Origin of the sequence: Nonomuraea sp. NPDC050022 (genome assembly GCF_044460705.1) — a bacterium.
Taxonomy (GTDB): Bacteria; Actinomycetota; Actinomycetes; order Streptosporangiales; family Streptosporangiaceae; genus Nonomuraea.
In genome coordinates, this window is the sequence record NZ_JBITKE010000001.1 from 797,408 (window position 1) to 813,185 (window position 15,778).

Annotated in this window: 16 protein-coding genes; 15 read left to right on the plus strand and 1 reads right to left on the minus strand. The window is 71.6% G+C overall.

What is annotated here, in order from left to right; translation table 11 throughout:
• Positions 1 to 306: 306 nt before the first annotated feature.
• The 3 genes from ACIBO2_RS03545 (at position 307) to ACIBO2_RS03555 (ending at position 3,745) form a co-directional block, all read left to right on the plus strand.
• Positions 307 to 1,155 carry a metallophosphoesterase gene (locus tag ACIBO2_RS03545; protein WP_357942026.1) on the plus strand — a complete coding sequence of 283 codons (849 nt, stop codon included), beginning with the start codon at positions 307 to 309 and terminating at the stop codon, positions 1,153 to 1,155.
• Between the two features lie 2 nt (positions 1,156 to 1,157).
• Positions 1,158 to 1,844 (plus strand): 4'-phosphopantetheinyl transferase superfamily protein, encoded by a 687-nt coding sequence (locus ACIBO2_RS03550; RefSeq protein ID WP_358536462.1) that lies wholly within the window; start codon positions 1,158 to 1,160, stop codon positions 1,842 to 1,844.
• Between the two features lie 389 nt (positions 1,845 to 2,233).
• Positions 2,234 to 3,745, plus strand: a complete 1,512-nt coding sequence (locus tag ACIBO2_RS03555) for a BTAD domain-containing putative transcriptional regulator (protein ID WP_397295158.1) — start codon at positions 2,234 to 2,236, stop codon at positions 3,743 to 3,745.
• On the opposite strand, the gene ACIBO2_RS03560 is transcribed toward ACIBO2_RS03555, so the two are convergent.
• Positions 3,661 to 5,355 carry an FAD-dependent monooxygenase gene (locus ACIBO2_RS03560; protein WP_397295712.1) on the minus strand — a complete coding sequence of 565 codons (1,695 nt, stop codon included), beginning with the start codon at positions 5,353 to 5,355 and terminating at the stop codon, positions 3,661 to 3,663. The two genes, ACIBO2_RS03555 and ACIBO2_RS03560, sit on opposite strands and share 85 nt — an antisense overlap.
• Between ACIBO2_RS03560 and ACIBO2_RS03565 the strand changes: the two genes are divergently transcribed.
• The 12 genes from ACIBO2_RS03565 to ACIBO2_RS03620 all read left to right on the plus strand — a co-directional run bounded on the left by ACIBO2_RS03565 (position 5,302) and on the right by ACIBO2_RS03620 (position 15,776).
• A complete protein-coding gene (locus ACIBO2_RS03565) occupies positions 5,302 to 5,436 on the plus strand; it encodes a hypothetical protein (RefSeq protein ID WP_358537564.1) in 135 nt (44 codons plus the stop codon). The genes ACIBO2_RS03560 and ACIBO2_RS03565 overlap by 54 nt on opposite strands.
• A 57-nt stretch (positions 5,437 to 5,493) precedes the next feature.
• Positions 5,494 to 6,273, plus strand: a complete 780-nt coding sequence (locus ACIBO2_RS03570; protein ID WP_357647233.1) for a 3-oxoacyl-ACP reductase family protein — start codon at positions 5,494 to 5,496, stop codon at positions 6,271 to 6,273.
• Positions 6,274 to 6,430: 157 nt separating this feature from the next.
• On the plus strand, positions 6,431 to 6,721 hold the full coding sequence (locus tag ACIBO2_RS03575; protein WP_225290089.1) for an acyl carrier protein: 291 nt from the start codon (positions 6,431 to 6,433) through the stop codon (positions 6,719 to 6,721).
• Entirely contained in the window at positions 6,718 to 7,314 is a 597-nt protein-coding gene (fabZ, locus tag ACIBO2_RS03580) for a 3-hydroxyacyl-ACP dehydratase FabZ (protein ID WP_358536467.1), read from the plus strand. Before ACIBO2_RS03575 ends, fabZ begins: the two co-directional genes overlap by 4 nt.
• Before the next feature lie 3 nt (positions 7,315 to 7,317).
• Entirely contained in the window at positions 7,318 to 8,382 is a 1,065-nt protein-coding gene (locus ACIBO2_RS03585; protein WP_358536470.1) for a glycine cleavage T C-terminal barrel domain-containing protein, read from the plus strand.
• Positions 8,383 to 8,407: 25 nt separating this feature from the next.
• A complete protein-coding gene (locus ACIBO2_RS03590; RefSeq protein ID WP_358536473.1) occupies positions 8,408 to 10,720 on the plus strand; it encodes a beta-ketoacyl-[acyl-carrier-protein] synthase family protein in 2,313 nt (770 codons plus the stop codon).
• Positions 10,717 to 11,466, plus strand: a complete 750-nt coding sequence (locus tag ACIBO2_RS03595) for a nitroreductase family protein (RefSeq protein ID WP_358536476.1) — start codon at positions 10,717 to 10,719, stop codon at positions 11,464 to 11,466. Before ACIBO2_RS03590 ends, ACIBO2_RS03595 begins: the two co-directional genes overlap by 4 nt.
• Positions 11,463 to 12,704, plus strand: coding sequence for an FAD-dependent oxidoreductase (locus ACIBO2_RS03600; protein WP_358536479.1), 1,242 nt, complete (start codon positions 11,463 to 11,465; stop codon positions 12,702 to 12,704). Before ACIBO2_RS03595 ends, ACIBO2_RS03600 begins: the two co-directional genes overlap by 4 nt.
• Positions 12,701 to 13,567 carry an alpha/beta fold hydrolase gene (locus ACIBO2_RS03605; RefSeq protein WP_358536481.1) on the plus strand — a complete coding sequence of 289 codons (867 nt, stop codon included), beginning with the start codon at positions 12,701 to 12,703 and terminating at the stop codon, positions 13,565 to 13,567. Before ACIBO2_RS03600 ends, ACIBO2_RS03605 begins: the two co-directional genes overlap by 4 nt.
• Before the next feature lie 19 nt (positions 13,568 to 13,586).
• Positions 13,587 to 14,492, plus strand: a complete 906-nt coding sequence (locus tag ACIBO2_RS03610) for an ACP S-malonyltransferase (protein ID WP_397295163.1) — start codon at positions 13,587 to 13,589, stop codon at positions 14,490 to 14,492.
• Positions 14,489 to 14,914, plus strand: a complete 426-nt coding sequence (locus tag ACIBO2_RS03615) for a phosphopantetheinyl transferase (protein ID WP_358536487.1) — start codon at positions 14,489 to 14,491, stop codon at positions 14,912 to 14,914. Before ACIBO2_RS03610 ends, ACIBO2_RS03615 begins: the two co-directional genes overlap by 4 nt.
• Before the next feature lies 1 nt (position 14,915).
• The gene (locus ACIBO2_RS03620; RefSeq protein ID WP_358536489.1) at positions 14,916 to 15,776 is read left to right on the plus strand and encodes a nuclear transport factor 2 family protein; all 861 of its coding nucleotides are present in this window, start codon (positions 14,916 to 14,918) and stop codon (positions 15,774 to 15,776) included.
• Positions 15,777 to 15,778: the final 2 nt, after the last annotated feature.

The window sequence follows — 15,778 nt, forward strand, 5'->3', positions numbered from 1 at the left end:
CTGCTGCATTTCTATTGATACCTAGCATCACTCAAAGTGCGGTCAAAGACCGGTCAAAGTCCGATCCAGCGGTTCGGATCGGCTTTGCGCTGAGGTGGAAGCTAGGTATTTATCCTCTTATATATACGTTTTGCGGGGCCCCCTGGATGACACGAGTTCTGCCCGTACCCGCTGACCTGGGAACTCCTTCAGGGGCCGCCCTGACCTGCGACAACCCCTAGGCGTCCCCCCTACTTCCGAGGATGACGCCCCATAAAGTAGTTAAGTCGGCTTTCGCAGAGATATGCTGCTGTATAAGCTGTGCTGGTGGTCGTTGGAGGGTCGGGTGGCGGGAGGTTGCTGGCGGTCAGCGACCTCCATGTGGCCTTCTCCGAGAACAGGACCGTCGTCCAGAACGTCTTTCCGTATTCGGCCGACGACTGGCTGCTGATCGCCGGAGATGTCGCCGAGCGGTTCGCCGACATCGAATGGGCGCTGACCCTTCTCAAGAGCCGTTTCTCCACGGTCGTCTGGACGCCCGGAAACCACGAGTTGTGGACACCGCGCGACGATCCGATCCAGTTACGGGGCGAGCACCGCTACCTCGCCCTGGTGGAGATGTGCCGGGGCCTCGGCGTGCTGACGCCGGAGGATCCCTATCCGGTCTGGACGGGGCTCGGCGGTCCGGTGACCGTCGCCCCGCTGTTCCTGCTCTACGACTACACCTTCGGCGCGAACGGCGCGGGCAAGCGCCTGGCACTGGAGCGCGCGCACGAGGCGGGCGTCGTCTGCACCGACGAATATCTGCTGCATCCGGACCCCTACCCGACCCGCGACGCCTGGTGCCGGGCGCGGCTCGCGGAGACCCGGCGCCGCCTCGGCGAGCGGGATCCGCGCCTGCCCACCGTGCTGGTCAACCACTATCCGCTCGTCCGCGAGCCGACCCGGATCCTGCGGCACCCGGAGTTCGCCCTGTGGTGCGGGACCGAGCGGACCGCCACCTGGCCCCTGCACTATGACGCGGTCGCGGTCGTCTACGGGCATCTGCACATCCCTCGCACGACGTTCCACGACGGGGTGCGCTTCGAAGAGGTCTCTCTGGGCTATCCGCGCGAGTGGGTCCCGCGCGGGCGCACCGGCGGCCCGCTCAGGACCGTACTTCCAGCTCCGGAGTGAAGATGATCGAGCACATCCTGCCCGCGACGGTCAAGGCGTACGACACCTTCGACGACCCGCCCGGGACGATGCTCTTCCCGGAGGAGGAACGGCTGATCCAGCGGGCCGTGGACAAGCGGCGCAAGGAGTTCACGACGGCGCGGCTGTGCGCGCGCAAGGCGATGGAACGGCTCGGCGTGGCGCCGGTGCCCGTGCTGTCGGGGCTGCGCGGCGAGCCGCTGTGGCCGCTGGGCGTCATCGGGAGCATCACCCACTGCGCCGGCTACCGGGCCGCCGCGCTCGCCCAGGCGGCCGGGACGATCGGCATCGACGCCGAGCCCGACAAGCCGCTGGCCGAAGGCGTCGTGGAGGCCATCTCGCTGCCGCAGGAGCGTGACATGCTTCGCGCTCTGGCCGCCGAGCACCCGGGGATGAGCTGGGACCGGCTGCTGTTCTGCGCCAAGGAGTCGGTGTACAAGGCGTGGTTCCCGCTGGCGAAGCGGTGGCTCGACTTCCAGGACGCGGCGATCACGGTGGATCCGGTGCGGCGGACGTTCACCGCGCGCCTCCTGGTTCTCGGGCCCCGCTGGCAGGGGCAACGTCTGGGCGGCTTCACCGGCCGGTGGATGACCGGCAACGGCCTGATCGTGACGGCCATCGCCGTCCTGGCCCCGCAGCCGGCCGTCCAGAGCAGCGGCCCGGCCCGGTGAACTTTCCCCGGTGAGCTTCTCGCGCTGAGCACAATGCGGAAGGCCATCACACCGAATGGTGTGATGGCCTCTCGCGTTCCGGGGGTGCAACGGCGGAGAACTGTGCATCGCCTCCCGAGCGGACAAAGTACCGGTCAATCCGTCTGAGTTGAATCCTAGGACCGCCGGAATAGGTTTCCGACCCCTAGGTGACCCCTGGAGACGGCCATGGGGTGCGGATTCTGCGGCACCCCTATCGAGTGGGTTCGGCCTCCCGTCAGGGGCCGCTTAGGGGTGACTCGGCCAGGGAGCCGTTACTAGCTTTGTGAGTAGTGCATATCCCGAGTTATCGGCGGGAGAGATTCCCACATGGCGCGACAATATCTTTATCAGGCCGGGACGGAACGCTGATGGCACTCGAATTCCACGTCCTCGGCCCGCTCCGGGTGTTCGACGACGGCGAAGAGCTACAGATCTGCGCGAACAGGGAGCTGGCGATCCTGGCCAGCCTGGTCCTGAACGCCAACCGGGTCGTCAGCGTCGACCGGCTGATCGAGACCGTCTGGGCCGGCTCGGCGCCGCAGAGCGCGGGGCGGCAGATCGCCATCTGCGTGTCGCGGCTGCGCAGGACCCTAGGGGCCGCGGCGATCGAGACCTCCAGCCCCGGCTACCTGCTGCGGGTCTCGGCCGAGGACATCGACTGGCTCCGGTTCGGGGCGCTGGTGGCGCGGGCGCGCGGCCAGGCGGCGGGCCGGGCCCGCGAGGACGCCGTCCTGCTGCTGCGGGAGGCGCTCGCGCTGTGGCGGGGCAACCCGTTCGAGGACATTCGCGGTCTGCGGTACGACGTCGCGCGGATGGAGGAGTCCCGCCTTGAGGCCCTGGAGGCGTGCCTTGAGCTGGAGATCGACCTGGGGCACCACCACCGGGTGATCCCCGAACTGCTGGCCCTCGTGGCGGAATGCCCGTTCCGGGAGCGGGTCCGGGCCCAGCTCATGCTGGCGCAGTACCGGGCCGGCCGGCGGGCCGAGGCGTTGCGCACCTACCAGGAGACGCGCCGCTACCTGCTGGAGCAGATCGGCCTCGAACCGGGCCCGGCGCTGCGGCGGCTGCACGACCAGGTGCTCCGCGACGAGTCCGGGCTCATGCGGCCCGCCGCCCACCGGCCGTCCGGCGCGGGACCGGTCGTACCGTCGCAGCTGCCTCCGCAGGTCCTGCCGTACGTCGGCCGCACGGGCGAGCTCGCCGCGCTGGACGCGGCGCTGCGGCCCGAGCCCGAGGTGGCGATGCCGGGGACGATGGTCCTGAGCGGCCCGCGTGGGGTGGGCAAGTCGGCGCTGGCCCTGCGCTGGGCGCACGCCAGGATCGACTGGTTCCCCGACGGGCAGCTGTACGCCGACATGCGCGGCGTGTCCGCCGGCGCGGTGGTCGACCGGTTCCTGCGGGCGCTCGGCGTGCCCGCCCAGGACATCCCCCTCGACCCCGCCGAGAAGCTGGCGCTCTACCGCAGCTGTACGGCGCGCAGACGACTGCTCGTGGTGCTGGACGACGTCAAGGACAGCGCCCAGGTGCTGCCGCTGCTCCCCGGCGGCGCCAACTGCCGGGTCATCGTCACCAGCGCCGACCCGCTCGACGACCTGGTGGCCAGGCAGGGCGCGCACCGCGAGTTCGTCCGCCCGCTCCCGGCCGAGGCGGCGCGGGAGCTCGCCGACATGCTCGTCGGCGCGCCCTACACGCCGACCGTGGCCCAGGCCGTCACCGACCTGGTCGCCACGTCGTCAGGCAACCCCCTGTCCGTACGCCTCGGGGCCGCGCAGATGCGTACGCGGGCCCGCCACCATCACGACCTGGCCAGGATGGCGCCCAACGCGCCGGCCAGCGCGGCCTGCGACGCCGCTCCGCCGGGCGAACGCCAGCCGACATGACCGTCAGGGCGGACCAGCACGGCCCCGGTGTCGCCGACGCCGTACTCCTCCGCCCAGGTCGGGGAGGTGAGCGGCGCGTCGGGCTCGCTCTCGCCCGCACGGGAGATCTCGACGACGGACAGCGTGACGCCGAGCCGGTGCGCCGCCTCCTTGGCGGGCTGGACCCACCCGCTGCCGGTCGGGGTCATGAGGGTGAAGGCCGGGCCCAGCAGGTCGAGCGTCGACACCCTGCCCTCCCGGGAGGTCAGCCAGACGTGGGGGGCGCGGTGGCCGGGGCGGGCCGTCGGGACGTAGGTCCGGTAGGGATCCGCCGGTGCCGGGTCCGGCGTGCCGTCGGGCACCACCGCGGCCGACTCGTAGCGGAAGCCCAGGATCAGGCCCTCGGAGCTGCGGCGCTCGGCCTGCTGCTCGATCGCCTGGTCCATCGACAGCTGCCCTTGCATCATGCGCAGGGTGATCAGGGCGTTGGTCAGGCTCTCGTCCACTGTCCTGGCGGCTATGGGGCGGCGCTCGGCGTCGTATGTGGCCAGCAGCTCCGCACCGGCCGTCCCGTTAAGGACGGCGGCCAGCTTCCAGGCCAGATTGTGCGCGTCCTGGATGCCGCAGTTCATCCCGAACCCGCCCTGCGGAGTGGTCGCGTGCGCGGCGTCGCCGGCCAGGAAGACCGGACCGCTGCGGAACCCGGTCGCCACCACCGCCTGCTGCAGCCATGGCATGACCCCGACGACGGTGACGGGCAGGTTGGGCAGGCCGACGGCCGAGCGTACCGCCGCGACGCACGCCTTTTCGGTGAAGTCGGCCGCGCTGCCGCCGGTGCTCGGGTCGTAGCCGGTCTGGATCATCCAGCGCCGCTTGTTGTCGACCGCCTCCACCGCGCACGGCGGGTCGCTGCGCAGGAACGACAGCGCCACCCGGCGGTCGGCGGGCAGCTCGCCGAGGTCGGCGTCGAACATGACGCTGACCATGTGCCCCAGCGGCGGCGGCCCCACGACCTCGATCCCGAGCCGGTCCCGGATCCCGCTGCGGCTCCCGTCGGCTGCCACAAGATAACGCGCCCGCACGAGCATCGGCCCGTCCCCGTCCCCGTCGCCGTTCCAGCTCTCGGGCTCGGTCATGGGGTCGGGAGCCTGCCCGGTCCTGGGCCCAGCCGCTGGTCCGGTGGTGGATGCGGCCGTGGGCTCGATGGTCGCCTCCACGCCGTCGGCGGTGACGCGGAGGTCCGTCATGGCGGTCGCGAAGCGGACGTCGGACCGTGGGTGAGACTCGGCGACCCTGCGCAGGATCACTTCGAGGATGTCCTGCGAGCAGAGGTAGGTGTACGTGGGGCTCTGCGGCGCGTCCCGGTCGATCGCCGCCGCGGCCCGTACGAAGTCATCGGAGGCCAGCGAGGTGCCGACGCCGACCGCCAGCACGTCCTCGCGGGGCATTCCCGCGCCCTCCACCTCCTCGGCGATTCCCCAGGACCGGAAGATTTCCATGGTTCTGGTGGAAATGAGGCGCGCTTTCGGGAAAATCGCGGTCCCCGGGTGCCTCTCCACGAGAAGGGAGGATATTCCGTGCCGGGAGAGCTCGATGGATGCCGCCAGGCCGACCGGCCCGCCACCGACGATAAGAACCTCAACATCGACCTCGTGCATGTTGTTAGCGTCGTATATCTGCTTATCGCCGTCAATGCATGGATAACCGGATGATACAGGCGTGATATCCGCCTTTAGTAGCTTTATCGGTGCAGGTACCAATTGTTTGGTATGCGCATTGTCAAACCCCTGGAGACGATGATGCTCTTTGCCGAAGGCTCCGTGGCCCTGGTTACGGGCGGGTCGCGCGGCATCGGCCGGGCGGTCGCGCTCGACCTGGCCCGGGAGGGTGCCCACGTCGTGGTCAACTACGCCCGTTCGGAGGCGGACGCCGAGGAGGTCGTCGCCCTGATCGGGAAAGAGGGCGGCAGCGCGACGGCCGTGCGCGCCGATGTAACGGACGAGGCCGAGGTACGGCGGATGTTCCAGGGCGTACGAGCCGATCACGGCCGCCTGGACGTGCTGGTGACGAGCGCCGGCATCACGCTGGACCGCTATCTCGTCGCCATGAGCCTGGAACAGTTCCGCGGGCCCATCGACACCAACGTCACCGGCACCTTCCTGACCTGCCGGGAGGCGCTGCGCATCATGCAGCACCAGCGGCGGGGCGCGATCGTGACCGTGTCCTCGACCAGCGGGCTGGACGGCGGCTTCCCCGGCCAGACGAACTACGTGGCCTCCAAGGGCGCGATCATCGCCTTCACCCAGGCGCTGTCGAACGAGGCGGCCCCGCACGGGATCCGGGCCAACGTGGTGGCGCCCGGGTTCGTGACCACCGACATGACGCGCAAGGTGCCCGCCAAGATCAGGAAGGACTACGAGACGCGCATCCGGCTGGGCCGCATGGGCCGGCCGGAGGAGATCGCGACGATCGTGAGCTTCCTCGCCTCCGACAAGGCGTCGTACATGTCCGGCGCGGTGGTGGTCGCCCACGGCGGCGGCCTCGGCTGACCCGCCGCGTCGCGAGTCCACCCGCCGCGAAACCACCCGCTGAGCCCCACCCGCTGAGTCCCCACTTGCTGAGCCCACCCGCTGTGAGCCGATCTCGGCACGAACCGTGAACCAGTCCCCGACCGCAAGCCCCCGTCACGAGGCACATGGAGGATGGATGACCCTCGACCAGCTCCGCGCGAAGGCCGCCGAGCGCCGGCAGACGTGCACCCAGATCAAGAAGATGATCGTGTCCCGGCTCGACCTGGAGATCGAGCCGGACTGGATCACCGACGACCAGCCGCTCTTCGGGCGCGGCCTCGAACTCGACAGCCTCGACGTCCTGGAGTTGTACGTCGCCATCGAGGCCGAGTTCGGCGTGGCGCTGTACGACAGCGAGATGGCCGTCTTCGGCTCGGTGTCGCGGCTGGCGGACGAGGTCAACCCCGCTCTGCGGGCGACGCCATGACGATCGGCGCCACCCAGCTCGCCTCGGCCACAGCGGCGGCCACGGCCTCGGCCACAGTCGCGGCCTCGGCAGCGGCTACGGCGACGGGCACGGCCGCGGCGAAAGCCGCCACGACGGCGCAGGCGGTCAGGTCGGCGGCCACGGCGACCGGGCTGAACCATGACCAGATCAGGCAGGTGCTCCCGCACCGCTGGCCGATGCTCCTGCTCGACCGGGTCAGCAGGGTGGAGCCGGGCGTCAAGGGCACCGCGACCAAGAACGTCGCCGGGACCGAACTCTGGTTCCAGGGCCACTTCCCGACCGCGGCCGTGCTGCCCGGCATCGTGATCATCGAAGCGCTGGCCCAGCTCGCCGGGGTGGTCTTCGCCCTGGCGGGCGCGAGCGAGATCAGCTACCTGGCCGGCGTCAGGTCGATGCGGTTCCGCCGTCCCGTCGTCCCCGGCGACCAGCTGACCCTGTCGGCCGAGCGGACCGGGGGCGGCGCCGGGTTCGCCGAGTACCGGGTGTCGGCGCGGGTGGACGGCCAGGTCGCCGCCGAAGGAAACCTCACGATCGCCGATCCGGCGGGTCAACGTTCCGTACGAAAGGTGTGAAGCATGGCTACCGTCCTCGCGAACCTGCATCCGGAGGGCACCGTCTACGGCGAGGTGGGTGACAGCTCGGTCCCGCTGCGCTTCTCCGAGTCGGCCGATGAGTATCGGGTGCTCAGGGAGCGCGCCGCCGTCCTCGACCTGGGCGGGAACCGCCTCATCGAGATCACCGGGCCCGCGGCCGTGGACTTCGCGCAGCGGCTGCTCGCCCGCGACGTGGAGTACCTCACTTCGGAGCGCTGCATGATGAGCCTGGTCCTGGACGAGTCCGGGCAGGTCGTCGACCAGGTGCTGGCCTTCGGCCGGGAGAACGGGATCCTGCTGGAGAGCTCCTGCGGCGCCGGTACGCGCCTGCTGGAGCACCTGGAGGAGCACAACGACGAGGGCGTGGTGATCACCGACCGGTCGGCCGACCTCACGGTCCTGGCCCTGGAGGGGCCCTACGCCTGGGGCGTGGTGGGGCGGCTGATCGACGGCGAGCTGGCCTCGCTGCCGTTCGAGTCGGTGGTGGAGACCGAGTGGAACGGCACCGAGATCATCTTCGCCCGGACCGGTTTTACCGGCGAGTACGGCTACCAGATGATCGTGCCCATCGAGTCCGCGGCCGAGCTGTGGTGCCAGGCGCTTGAGCACGCGGGAGCGGCCGGCCAGGAGGCCCTCGAGCTGGCCATGCTGGAGGTACGCCAGCCGATCCCGCGCCATGAGGCGACGGCCGGGGCGAGCGTGATCGAGATCGGCGCCAACTGGCTGGTCGACGTCACCAAGGACGAGTTCGTCGGCAGGGAGGCGGTGCTGGCGGCGTTCGAGTCGGGCCAGGGCCGCCGCACGGTCGGTTTCACCGGCGGCGACGCCATCCCCGAGGCGGGCGCCAGGGTGCTGGCGGGCGGCCAGGACATCGGCGAGGTGGTGCACGCGGTGCGCAGCGCCGGTCTGGGCGCCACGCTCGGCCTGGCCAGGGTCGACGCGGAGCTGGCCGCCGCCGGTCTGGACTTCACCGTGGACGGCGTCGAGGTGACCACGCTGACCAGCCCGTACATCGTGCCCAAGAGCTGGAGCATCCCGATCATCTGATCGGGCTTCTGAGAAGGAGACAAGCATGGCGCTGCGGCCTGTCGTCGTCACCGGCCTGGGCATCATCTGTGCGATCGGCCGCGATCCCGCGGAGTTCTGGCAGCGGCTCGTGTCGGGCACCGGCGGTCTCACGCCGGTCCTGGACGAGAACTTCGCGGTGTTCGAGGCGCGGCACGCGGGCCAGGTTCCCGACGAGTGGATCGACGGAGGGCTACCGGAATCCGACGCCGGCCTGGACCGTACCGCCCGGCTCGCGCTGATCGCCGCCCGCCAGGCGATCGAGCAGGCGGGCCTGACCGGCGCGGACCCCGACCGGTTCGGCATCATCCTCGGCAAATGCCAGGCGACCCCCGACGCCGTGGGCCGCTACCAGCCCATGCACCGCACCGAGGACGTGGTCGCGGACCGGCTCGGCATGCGCGGCCCGCGCATCCTGGTGTCCACCGCCTGCGCGGCGGGCGGCAACGCGGTCGGGCTCGCCAAGGACAAGATCCTCACCGGCGAGGCCGACGTCGTCCTGGCCGGGGGCGTGGATCCGCTGCTCTTCGGCACGTACGCGGGCTTCGCCGGGCTCAAGGCGCTCAGCACCGGCCCGTGCCGCCCGTACAGCCACTCCGACGGGCTCAACCTCGGCGAGGGAGCGGCGTTCCTGCTGCTGGAGCCGCTGGACCGGGCGCTCGCGAGAGGCGCCACGCCACTGGCGGAGGTCGCCGGCTACGGCCTGTCGGCCGACGCCTACCACGCCACCGCGCCCGACCCCACGGGGCGGGGAGGGGCGAGCGCGGTACGGCGGGCGCTCGCTGACGCGGGCCTGACCACGGACGACGTGGGCTACGTGAGCGGCCACGGCACCGGCACTCCGGCCAACGACGCCATGGAGGCCAAGGTCATGCGGGTGGTGTTCGGCGAGCGGGCCGGACGGGTGCCCACCAGCAGCATCAAGTCGTTCGTCGGCCACACGCTGGGCGCCGCGGGCGCGGTGGAGGCCGTCGCGAGCGTGCTGGCCCTGCGGCACGGCACCGCGCCGCCCACCATCGGCTTCGCCGACGACGCCGTACCGGGTGACCTGGACTTCGTGCCCAACGTGGCACGGGAGCTGCCGATCGACACCGTGGTGTCGAACAACTACGCCTTCGGCGGCAACAACGTCTCGCTCGTGCTGACGACGCCGCGGGCCGCGCGGGAGTACGACGAGCTGCCGGACGCGGCGGCCGTGATCACCGGGCTCGGACCAGTGACCGGGCTGGGCACCGGCATCGGCGAGGTGGCCGAGGCTATCGTCACTGGGCGCCAGGCGGCCGGGCAGGCGCCGTCGCTCGACGGGCGGACGTTCGCGCCGCGCTCGCTGTGGCGGCACATGAACCACCTGTCCAGGATGGCGATCGCCGCCTCCCGGCTGGCCTGGGAGGACGCCGGGCTGCAGTTGCCCAGGAAGGAGCTCGACGACGTCGGGCTGGTGTTCGCCACGGGCGCCGGGTCGGCGGAGAGCACCGGCGGGTTCGACGAGAGCATCGCCGCGAACCCGAACAAGCCGGCCGTGCTGAGCTTCTCCAACGTCGTGCTGAACGCCACCGGCGGCGCCGTCTGCCAGACGCTCGGCCTGCGCGGGCCCACCACCACGATCTGCAACGGCGGCGCCTCGGCCTCGATCGCCCTGGACTGCGCGCTGGAGATGATCAGGGCGGGCAAGGCGGACGTGGTGCTGGTGGTCGCGGCCGACGAGACGGTCGCCACGGCTGTCGGCGACGCCGTGGTGTCGCCGTACGACCGGCGGCACTCCGGCACGGTTCCCGGGTCGGCGGCGGTGGCCTTCCTGGTGGAGTCCGCCGAGCACTGCACGAGACGTGGCGGGCGCCCGTACGCGCGGGTCATGGGGACCGGCCACGCGAGCGGCGGGAACCCGACCACGACGGGCCAGGCGAGCGGCGCGGACCCGACCACGACGGGCCACGCGGGCGGTCGGGATCTGGTCGCGCGGGTGCTCGCCCGGCTGCCCGAAGCCCGGCCCGAGCTGGTGGTCGGCGCGGGCACCGGGGTTCCTGGCGACGCCGAGGAGTCGGCCGCCGTGTTGACGGCTCTGCCCGGCGCGGTGCTCACCACGTCGGCGGGACTCACCGGCGACTGCCAGGCCGCCACCGGCGCCATGAACATCGCCATGGCCGCCCTGGCGATCCGCGACGGGATCGCCCCCGCCCTCATCGGGCTCGTCGAGCCGCACGCGGGCGAGCCGGCCTCGTACGTGACCAAGCCGGACCTGCCCGACCCGATCGGCCAGGCGCTGGTGCTGACCGCCGCGCCCGGCTCGGTGCGCGGCGCTGTACTGCTGGGGGCGCCATGACCGTGACCCTGGGCCCCGCGCAGGCACCGCCCTTCGACGTGGCCGAGACGGACCGGCTGCTGACCACCACCCGGTCGGTGCGGCGGCGGCTCGACCTGGAGCGGCCCGTGCCCCGCGAGGTCGTACAGGAGGCCCTCCAGGTCGCCGTCCAGGCCCCGACCGCCAACAACCACCAGAACTGGCGCTGGCTGGTCATCACCGACCCGGCGGTCAAGGAGCGGATCGCCGAGATGATCTCGACCTCCTGGACGTTCCACCGCAACGACATGTGGACGAACGCGGGCAGACGCCGTAACAACCGGCAGGCCCGCAAGAACTACGACTCGGCCGAGGCGCTGGTCGAGACCATCGGGCGGGTGCCCGTCCTGGTCATGCCCTGCGTCCTGGGCCGCCCGCCGGACATCGAGGCCATCAACACGGCCTGGGACCGGCGGATGGCCGACAAGGTCCCCGAGGACCCGGGACACCTGGTCCAGCACGGCCCGATGCGGGCGAGCATCTTCTACGGCTCCATCTTCCCGGCGATCTGGTCGTTCCAGCTGGCACTGCGCAGCCGGGGCCTCGGCAGCACGATCACCTGCATGCACGTCCCCCACGAGCGTCAGGTGGGCGAGCTGCTCGGCATCCCGACCGGGGTCACCCAGGTGTGCCTGATCCCGGTCGCCTACACGCTCGGCACCGAGTTCCGGCCGGCGGATCGGTACGGGGCCCACGAACGTACGTACTGGGAGAGGTGGGAGGCATGACCGTCGACTACGCCGACGTCGTCATTGCCGGAGGCGGCATCGCGGGCGCCTCGGCGGCCTGCAAGCTGGCCGCCGGCGGGCTGTCCGTCGTGCTGCTGGAGAAGCAGGAGGAGTACCGGGACCTGGTCCGCGGCGAGTGGCTGGCCCCCTGGGGGATCAGGGAGGCGCAGCGGCTGGGCGTCTACGACTGCTTCGGGGCGGGCGGCGGCTGGGAGATCCGGGAGTGGATGACCTGGGACGAGGCCGTCACCGAGGACGAGGTCGAAGCGGTGGACATGACCCGCTTCATCCCCGGCATCGGCGGGCCGATGTCGTTCCCGCACTACCAGGTGTGCGAGCTGATGGCGGCGCAGGCCGTGGACAGTGGTGCCCGGCTGGTGCTGGACGCGGCCCGGGTCACCGTCACGCCGGGTCGCGAGCCGGTGGTGACCTACCAGACCGAAGAGGGCCCGCGGGAGATCCGGGCCAGGATGGTGCTCGGCGCCACGGGCCGGGGCAACACCGTCGGCCGTCAGATCGGCGTCCGGATGCGCAACTCCATGCACCACTGGGGCGGCGGCATGATGGTCGAGGGCATGGACGGCTGGCCCGCCGACGTCCAGGCCATGGGCACCGAAGGTGACGTCATGTTCATGGTCTTCCCCCAGGGCTATGGCCGGGCCCGCCTCTACCTGAACTTCCCCACGGTCAACAAGCTCCGCTACCGCGGCCCCGGCGGCGTCGAGCGTTTCCTGGCCGCCTTCGAGCTCGACTGCCTGCCCGACAGGGGCAAGGCGGTGACCGAGGCCGTACCGGCGGGGCCGCTGTCGGTGTGGCCGTCGGTGTCCAGCGTCCCCGAGGGGCCGCCGCTGACCGAGGGCGTGGTGCTGATCGGCGACGAGGCCGGCAACGCCGACACCGTGCTCGGCACCGGGCTCTCCTGCGCCCTGCGCGACTCCCGTACCGTCTGCGACATCCTGCTCGGCGGCGACGACTGGTCGCCCGCGGCGTTCGCGCCGTACCTGGAGGAGCGGGACTTCCGCCTGGAGCGTCTCGACTTCGGCGCGTCGATCATCAGCAGGCTGCACGTGGAGTTCGGGCCCGCGGCCACGGAGCGGCGGCGCCGGGTCCGCAAGCTCATGGCCAAGAACTTCGCCGCGCAGGTGACCGGGCTGCTCAACATGGTCGCCCCCGAGGACGTGCCGGAGTTCGGTTTCAGCGAGTTCTTCGCCGAGCGGTTGTTCAGGGAGACGGCATGAACAAGAAGAGGATCCAGGTCAACGACGTCGAGCTGGCCTACGTGGACGAGGGCGAAGGCGATCCCGTAGTCCTGCTGCACGGCTTCCCCGACTCCTCCTACCTGTGGCGGCACCAGATCCCGGCCCTAGTCGAGGGCGGCTTCCGGGTGATCGCGCCGGATCTGCGCGGGTTCGGCGACTCCGGCAAGCCGCAGGAGATCGAGGCGTACGGGATGCAGACGATCGTCAACGACGTCGTCGCCCTGACCATGAAGCTCGGCATCCGCCGGCCGCACATCGTCGGCCACGACTGGGGTGCGGCCATCGCCTGGATGTACGCCTTCCTGATGCCCCGCAGGCTCGACCACCTGGCGGTGCTGTCGGTCGGGCACCCGGGCGTCTTCGCCACTCCTTCGCTGGAGCAGCGGATGGCCTCCTGGTACATGCTCTTCTACCAGTTCCCCGGTGTGAGCGAGGAGCTGCTGCGGCGCAACGGGTGGCGGCTGTTCAAGGAGATCATGGGCCGCGACGGCGACTACGACCGCTACCTGCGCGACCTGGCCCGGCCCGGCGCCCTGACGGCGGGCCTGAACTGGTACCGCGCCAACCGCTCGCCCGAGGCCGAGCTGCGGCCGGCCCGCCCCTTCCCGCCCGTGCTGGCGCCCACGCTCGGCATCTGGGGAGCGGGGGACAAGGCGCTGCTGGAGGAGGGCATGTCGGCCTCCGGCAAGTACGTGAAGGGGCCCTGGCGCTACGAGCGCGTCGAGGACGCGGGCCACTGGCTCCCGCTCGACGCCCCCGATGAGGTGAACAAGCTGCTCCTCGGCTTCCTCGGCACCGAGCAGGCCGCTCATGAGGAGAGGCGACCGCGCAGGCGGCTGTAGGCGAAAGGAGTGCTGCGCAATGCTTGGATTTCTCTTCCCAGGACAAGGCACGGTCCGTGTCGGTATGGGTGCGTGGCTGCGTCGCAGACCCGTGGCGCGAGCGCGGCTCGACGAGGTTGACGCGCTGCTCGCACAGCCCATCACCCCGCTGTGCGCTCGCGGGCCGCTGGAGCGGCTGGTGGCGACCGAGCACGCGCAGGTCGCGGTGACCGCGTGCAACCTGGCGGCGCTGGCGGTGCTGCTGGAGGAGGGGTTCGAGCCGCTCGTGGTCGCCGGGCACAGCGTCGGCGAGCTGAGCGCGCTGCACGCGGCGGGCGTGCTCACATTCGCCGACACCGTACGGCTGGTCGAGCTCAGGTCCCGGCTGATGGCCGAGGTCGGTGACACGGGTGGGATGCACGCGGTGATGGGGCTGCCGGTCGAGGAGGTCGAGGCGCTGGCCGCCGAGGCGGGCTCCGTGGACGAGCCGCTGGTCGTGGGCCTGGAGAACGCGCCGGGCCACGTGGTGGTCTCCGGCGCGCTGCCGGCCCTGGACCGGCTGGGCAAGCTCGCCACCCGGGCCAGCAAGATCGTGCCGCTGCGGGTGGGCAACGCCTTCCACTCACCGCTGATGGCGGCGGCCGTCCCCGCCTGGGCCGAGGCGGTGCGAGCCGCGCCGATGAGCGAGCCCCTCGTACCCGTGGTCCCGAACGTGACCGGCGAGCCCACCACCGACCTCGCCACGCTCAGGGACGCGCTGGTCGCCCAGCTCACCGGGCGGGTCCGGTGGACGGACACGGTGAACGCGGTGGAGGAGTTCGCCCCCGGTGTCGAGGTGGGCGACAGCAAGGTACTGGCGGGCCTGTCGCGCCGGGCGGGCGCGCGCTGCCTGAGCCTGGCCGAGCCCGCCACCCTCCGGCGATTGTCCAGGGAGATCGCGGCATGAACCGGTGGGGCAGCGCGATGGTCGGCTTCGCCGGGCTCTCCCGGCCTCAGGAGCTGGTCGGCGACATGCGCCTCGAAGAGGTGTACACGGCGGCCGAGCGCCTCAGGTCGGGGTACGGCCGCACGCTCCAGCACTGGGCCGGGCGGCTGGCAGGCAAGTACGCGGTGCTCCGCCTCCTCGGTGTCGCTCCCACGGCCGAGCACCTCGGCCAGGCGGAGGTGCTGCCCAGGCCCACCGCCAACTGCGCGAAGACCGCCGTCTGCCACACCGGGCACCCGCCGGCCGTCCGGCTCGCCGGGGCGCTGCGCGCGGCAGCCGGGTCCGGCCAGCAGATCCGGCTCTCGCTCAGCCACACCGACGGCAAGGTGCTCGCGGTGGCCGTCGCCTCCGCGCGCCTGCCTGAAGACGAAGACGAGGCATGACATGGACGCCAGGAAGGCCGCCGAGCGGCACCTTGAGGCGTGGCAGGCCGGTGACCCCGAGGCCGTGGCCGCCACCGCCGCCTCCTACAGCGACCCAGACTCCGGCGGCGAGCTGAGCGGGGCCGCGCTGGCCGCCCACGCCGCCGCCGCGCTGGCCCGCTTCCAGCGGCCGAAATTCGTCGTGGACGAGGTCGTCGGCGACGGCGAGGCCGTCACGCTCTGGTGGACGCTCCAGGCCGACCACCGCGCCCCCTACCTGGGCATGCCCGCCGTCGGCGGGACCGTCGGCGTCCAGGGGAGCGACCTGGTGACCCTCGGCCCGGACGGTCCGCGTGTGCGGCGCCGCTTCGACCGGCTGGCGGTCGCGGAGGCGCTCGGCTACTCGGCCCGGTTCGTGCCGGCGGCCGATGCGGAGACGGGCGGGATCAGGCAGTTCGGCGTCAGCGCGCGCGTTCCCTCCGGGCGTACCGAGCCGCCGGGCGTACTGACCCTGACCTGGCTGGAGGTCCGCGACGACGCGGAGGCGGCGGACGTGGACCTGCTCAGCGTGGAGGTCGTCAAGTCGCTGCGGGCCTCCAAGGGCTTCCTCGGCCTGGCGACGTTCGACGTCGGCGACCGCAAGTTCACCGTGACCGCCTTCGACCGCCCCGAGTCCGTCCGCGCGGTGCACGCCCGGCCGCACCAGCGGAGCATGCGCCGCTTCTTCAAGGGCGGCCTGTGCACCCGGGTGCTCACCAGCGTCTGGATCCCCTCCGACATCCGCGAGTACGCCCGCTGCCCCGACTGCGACACCGTCGTCCGGGTCGGACCGGACGCCGCCTGCGGCTGCGGGTGGGTCCCGGGCGACGCCTCCCTACTGTGACT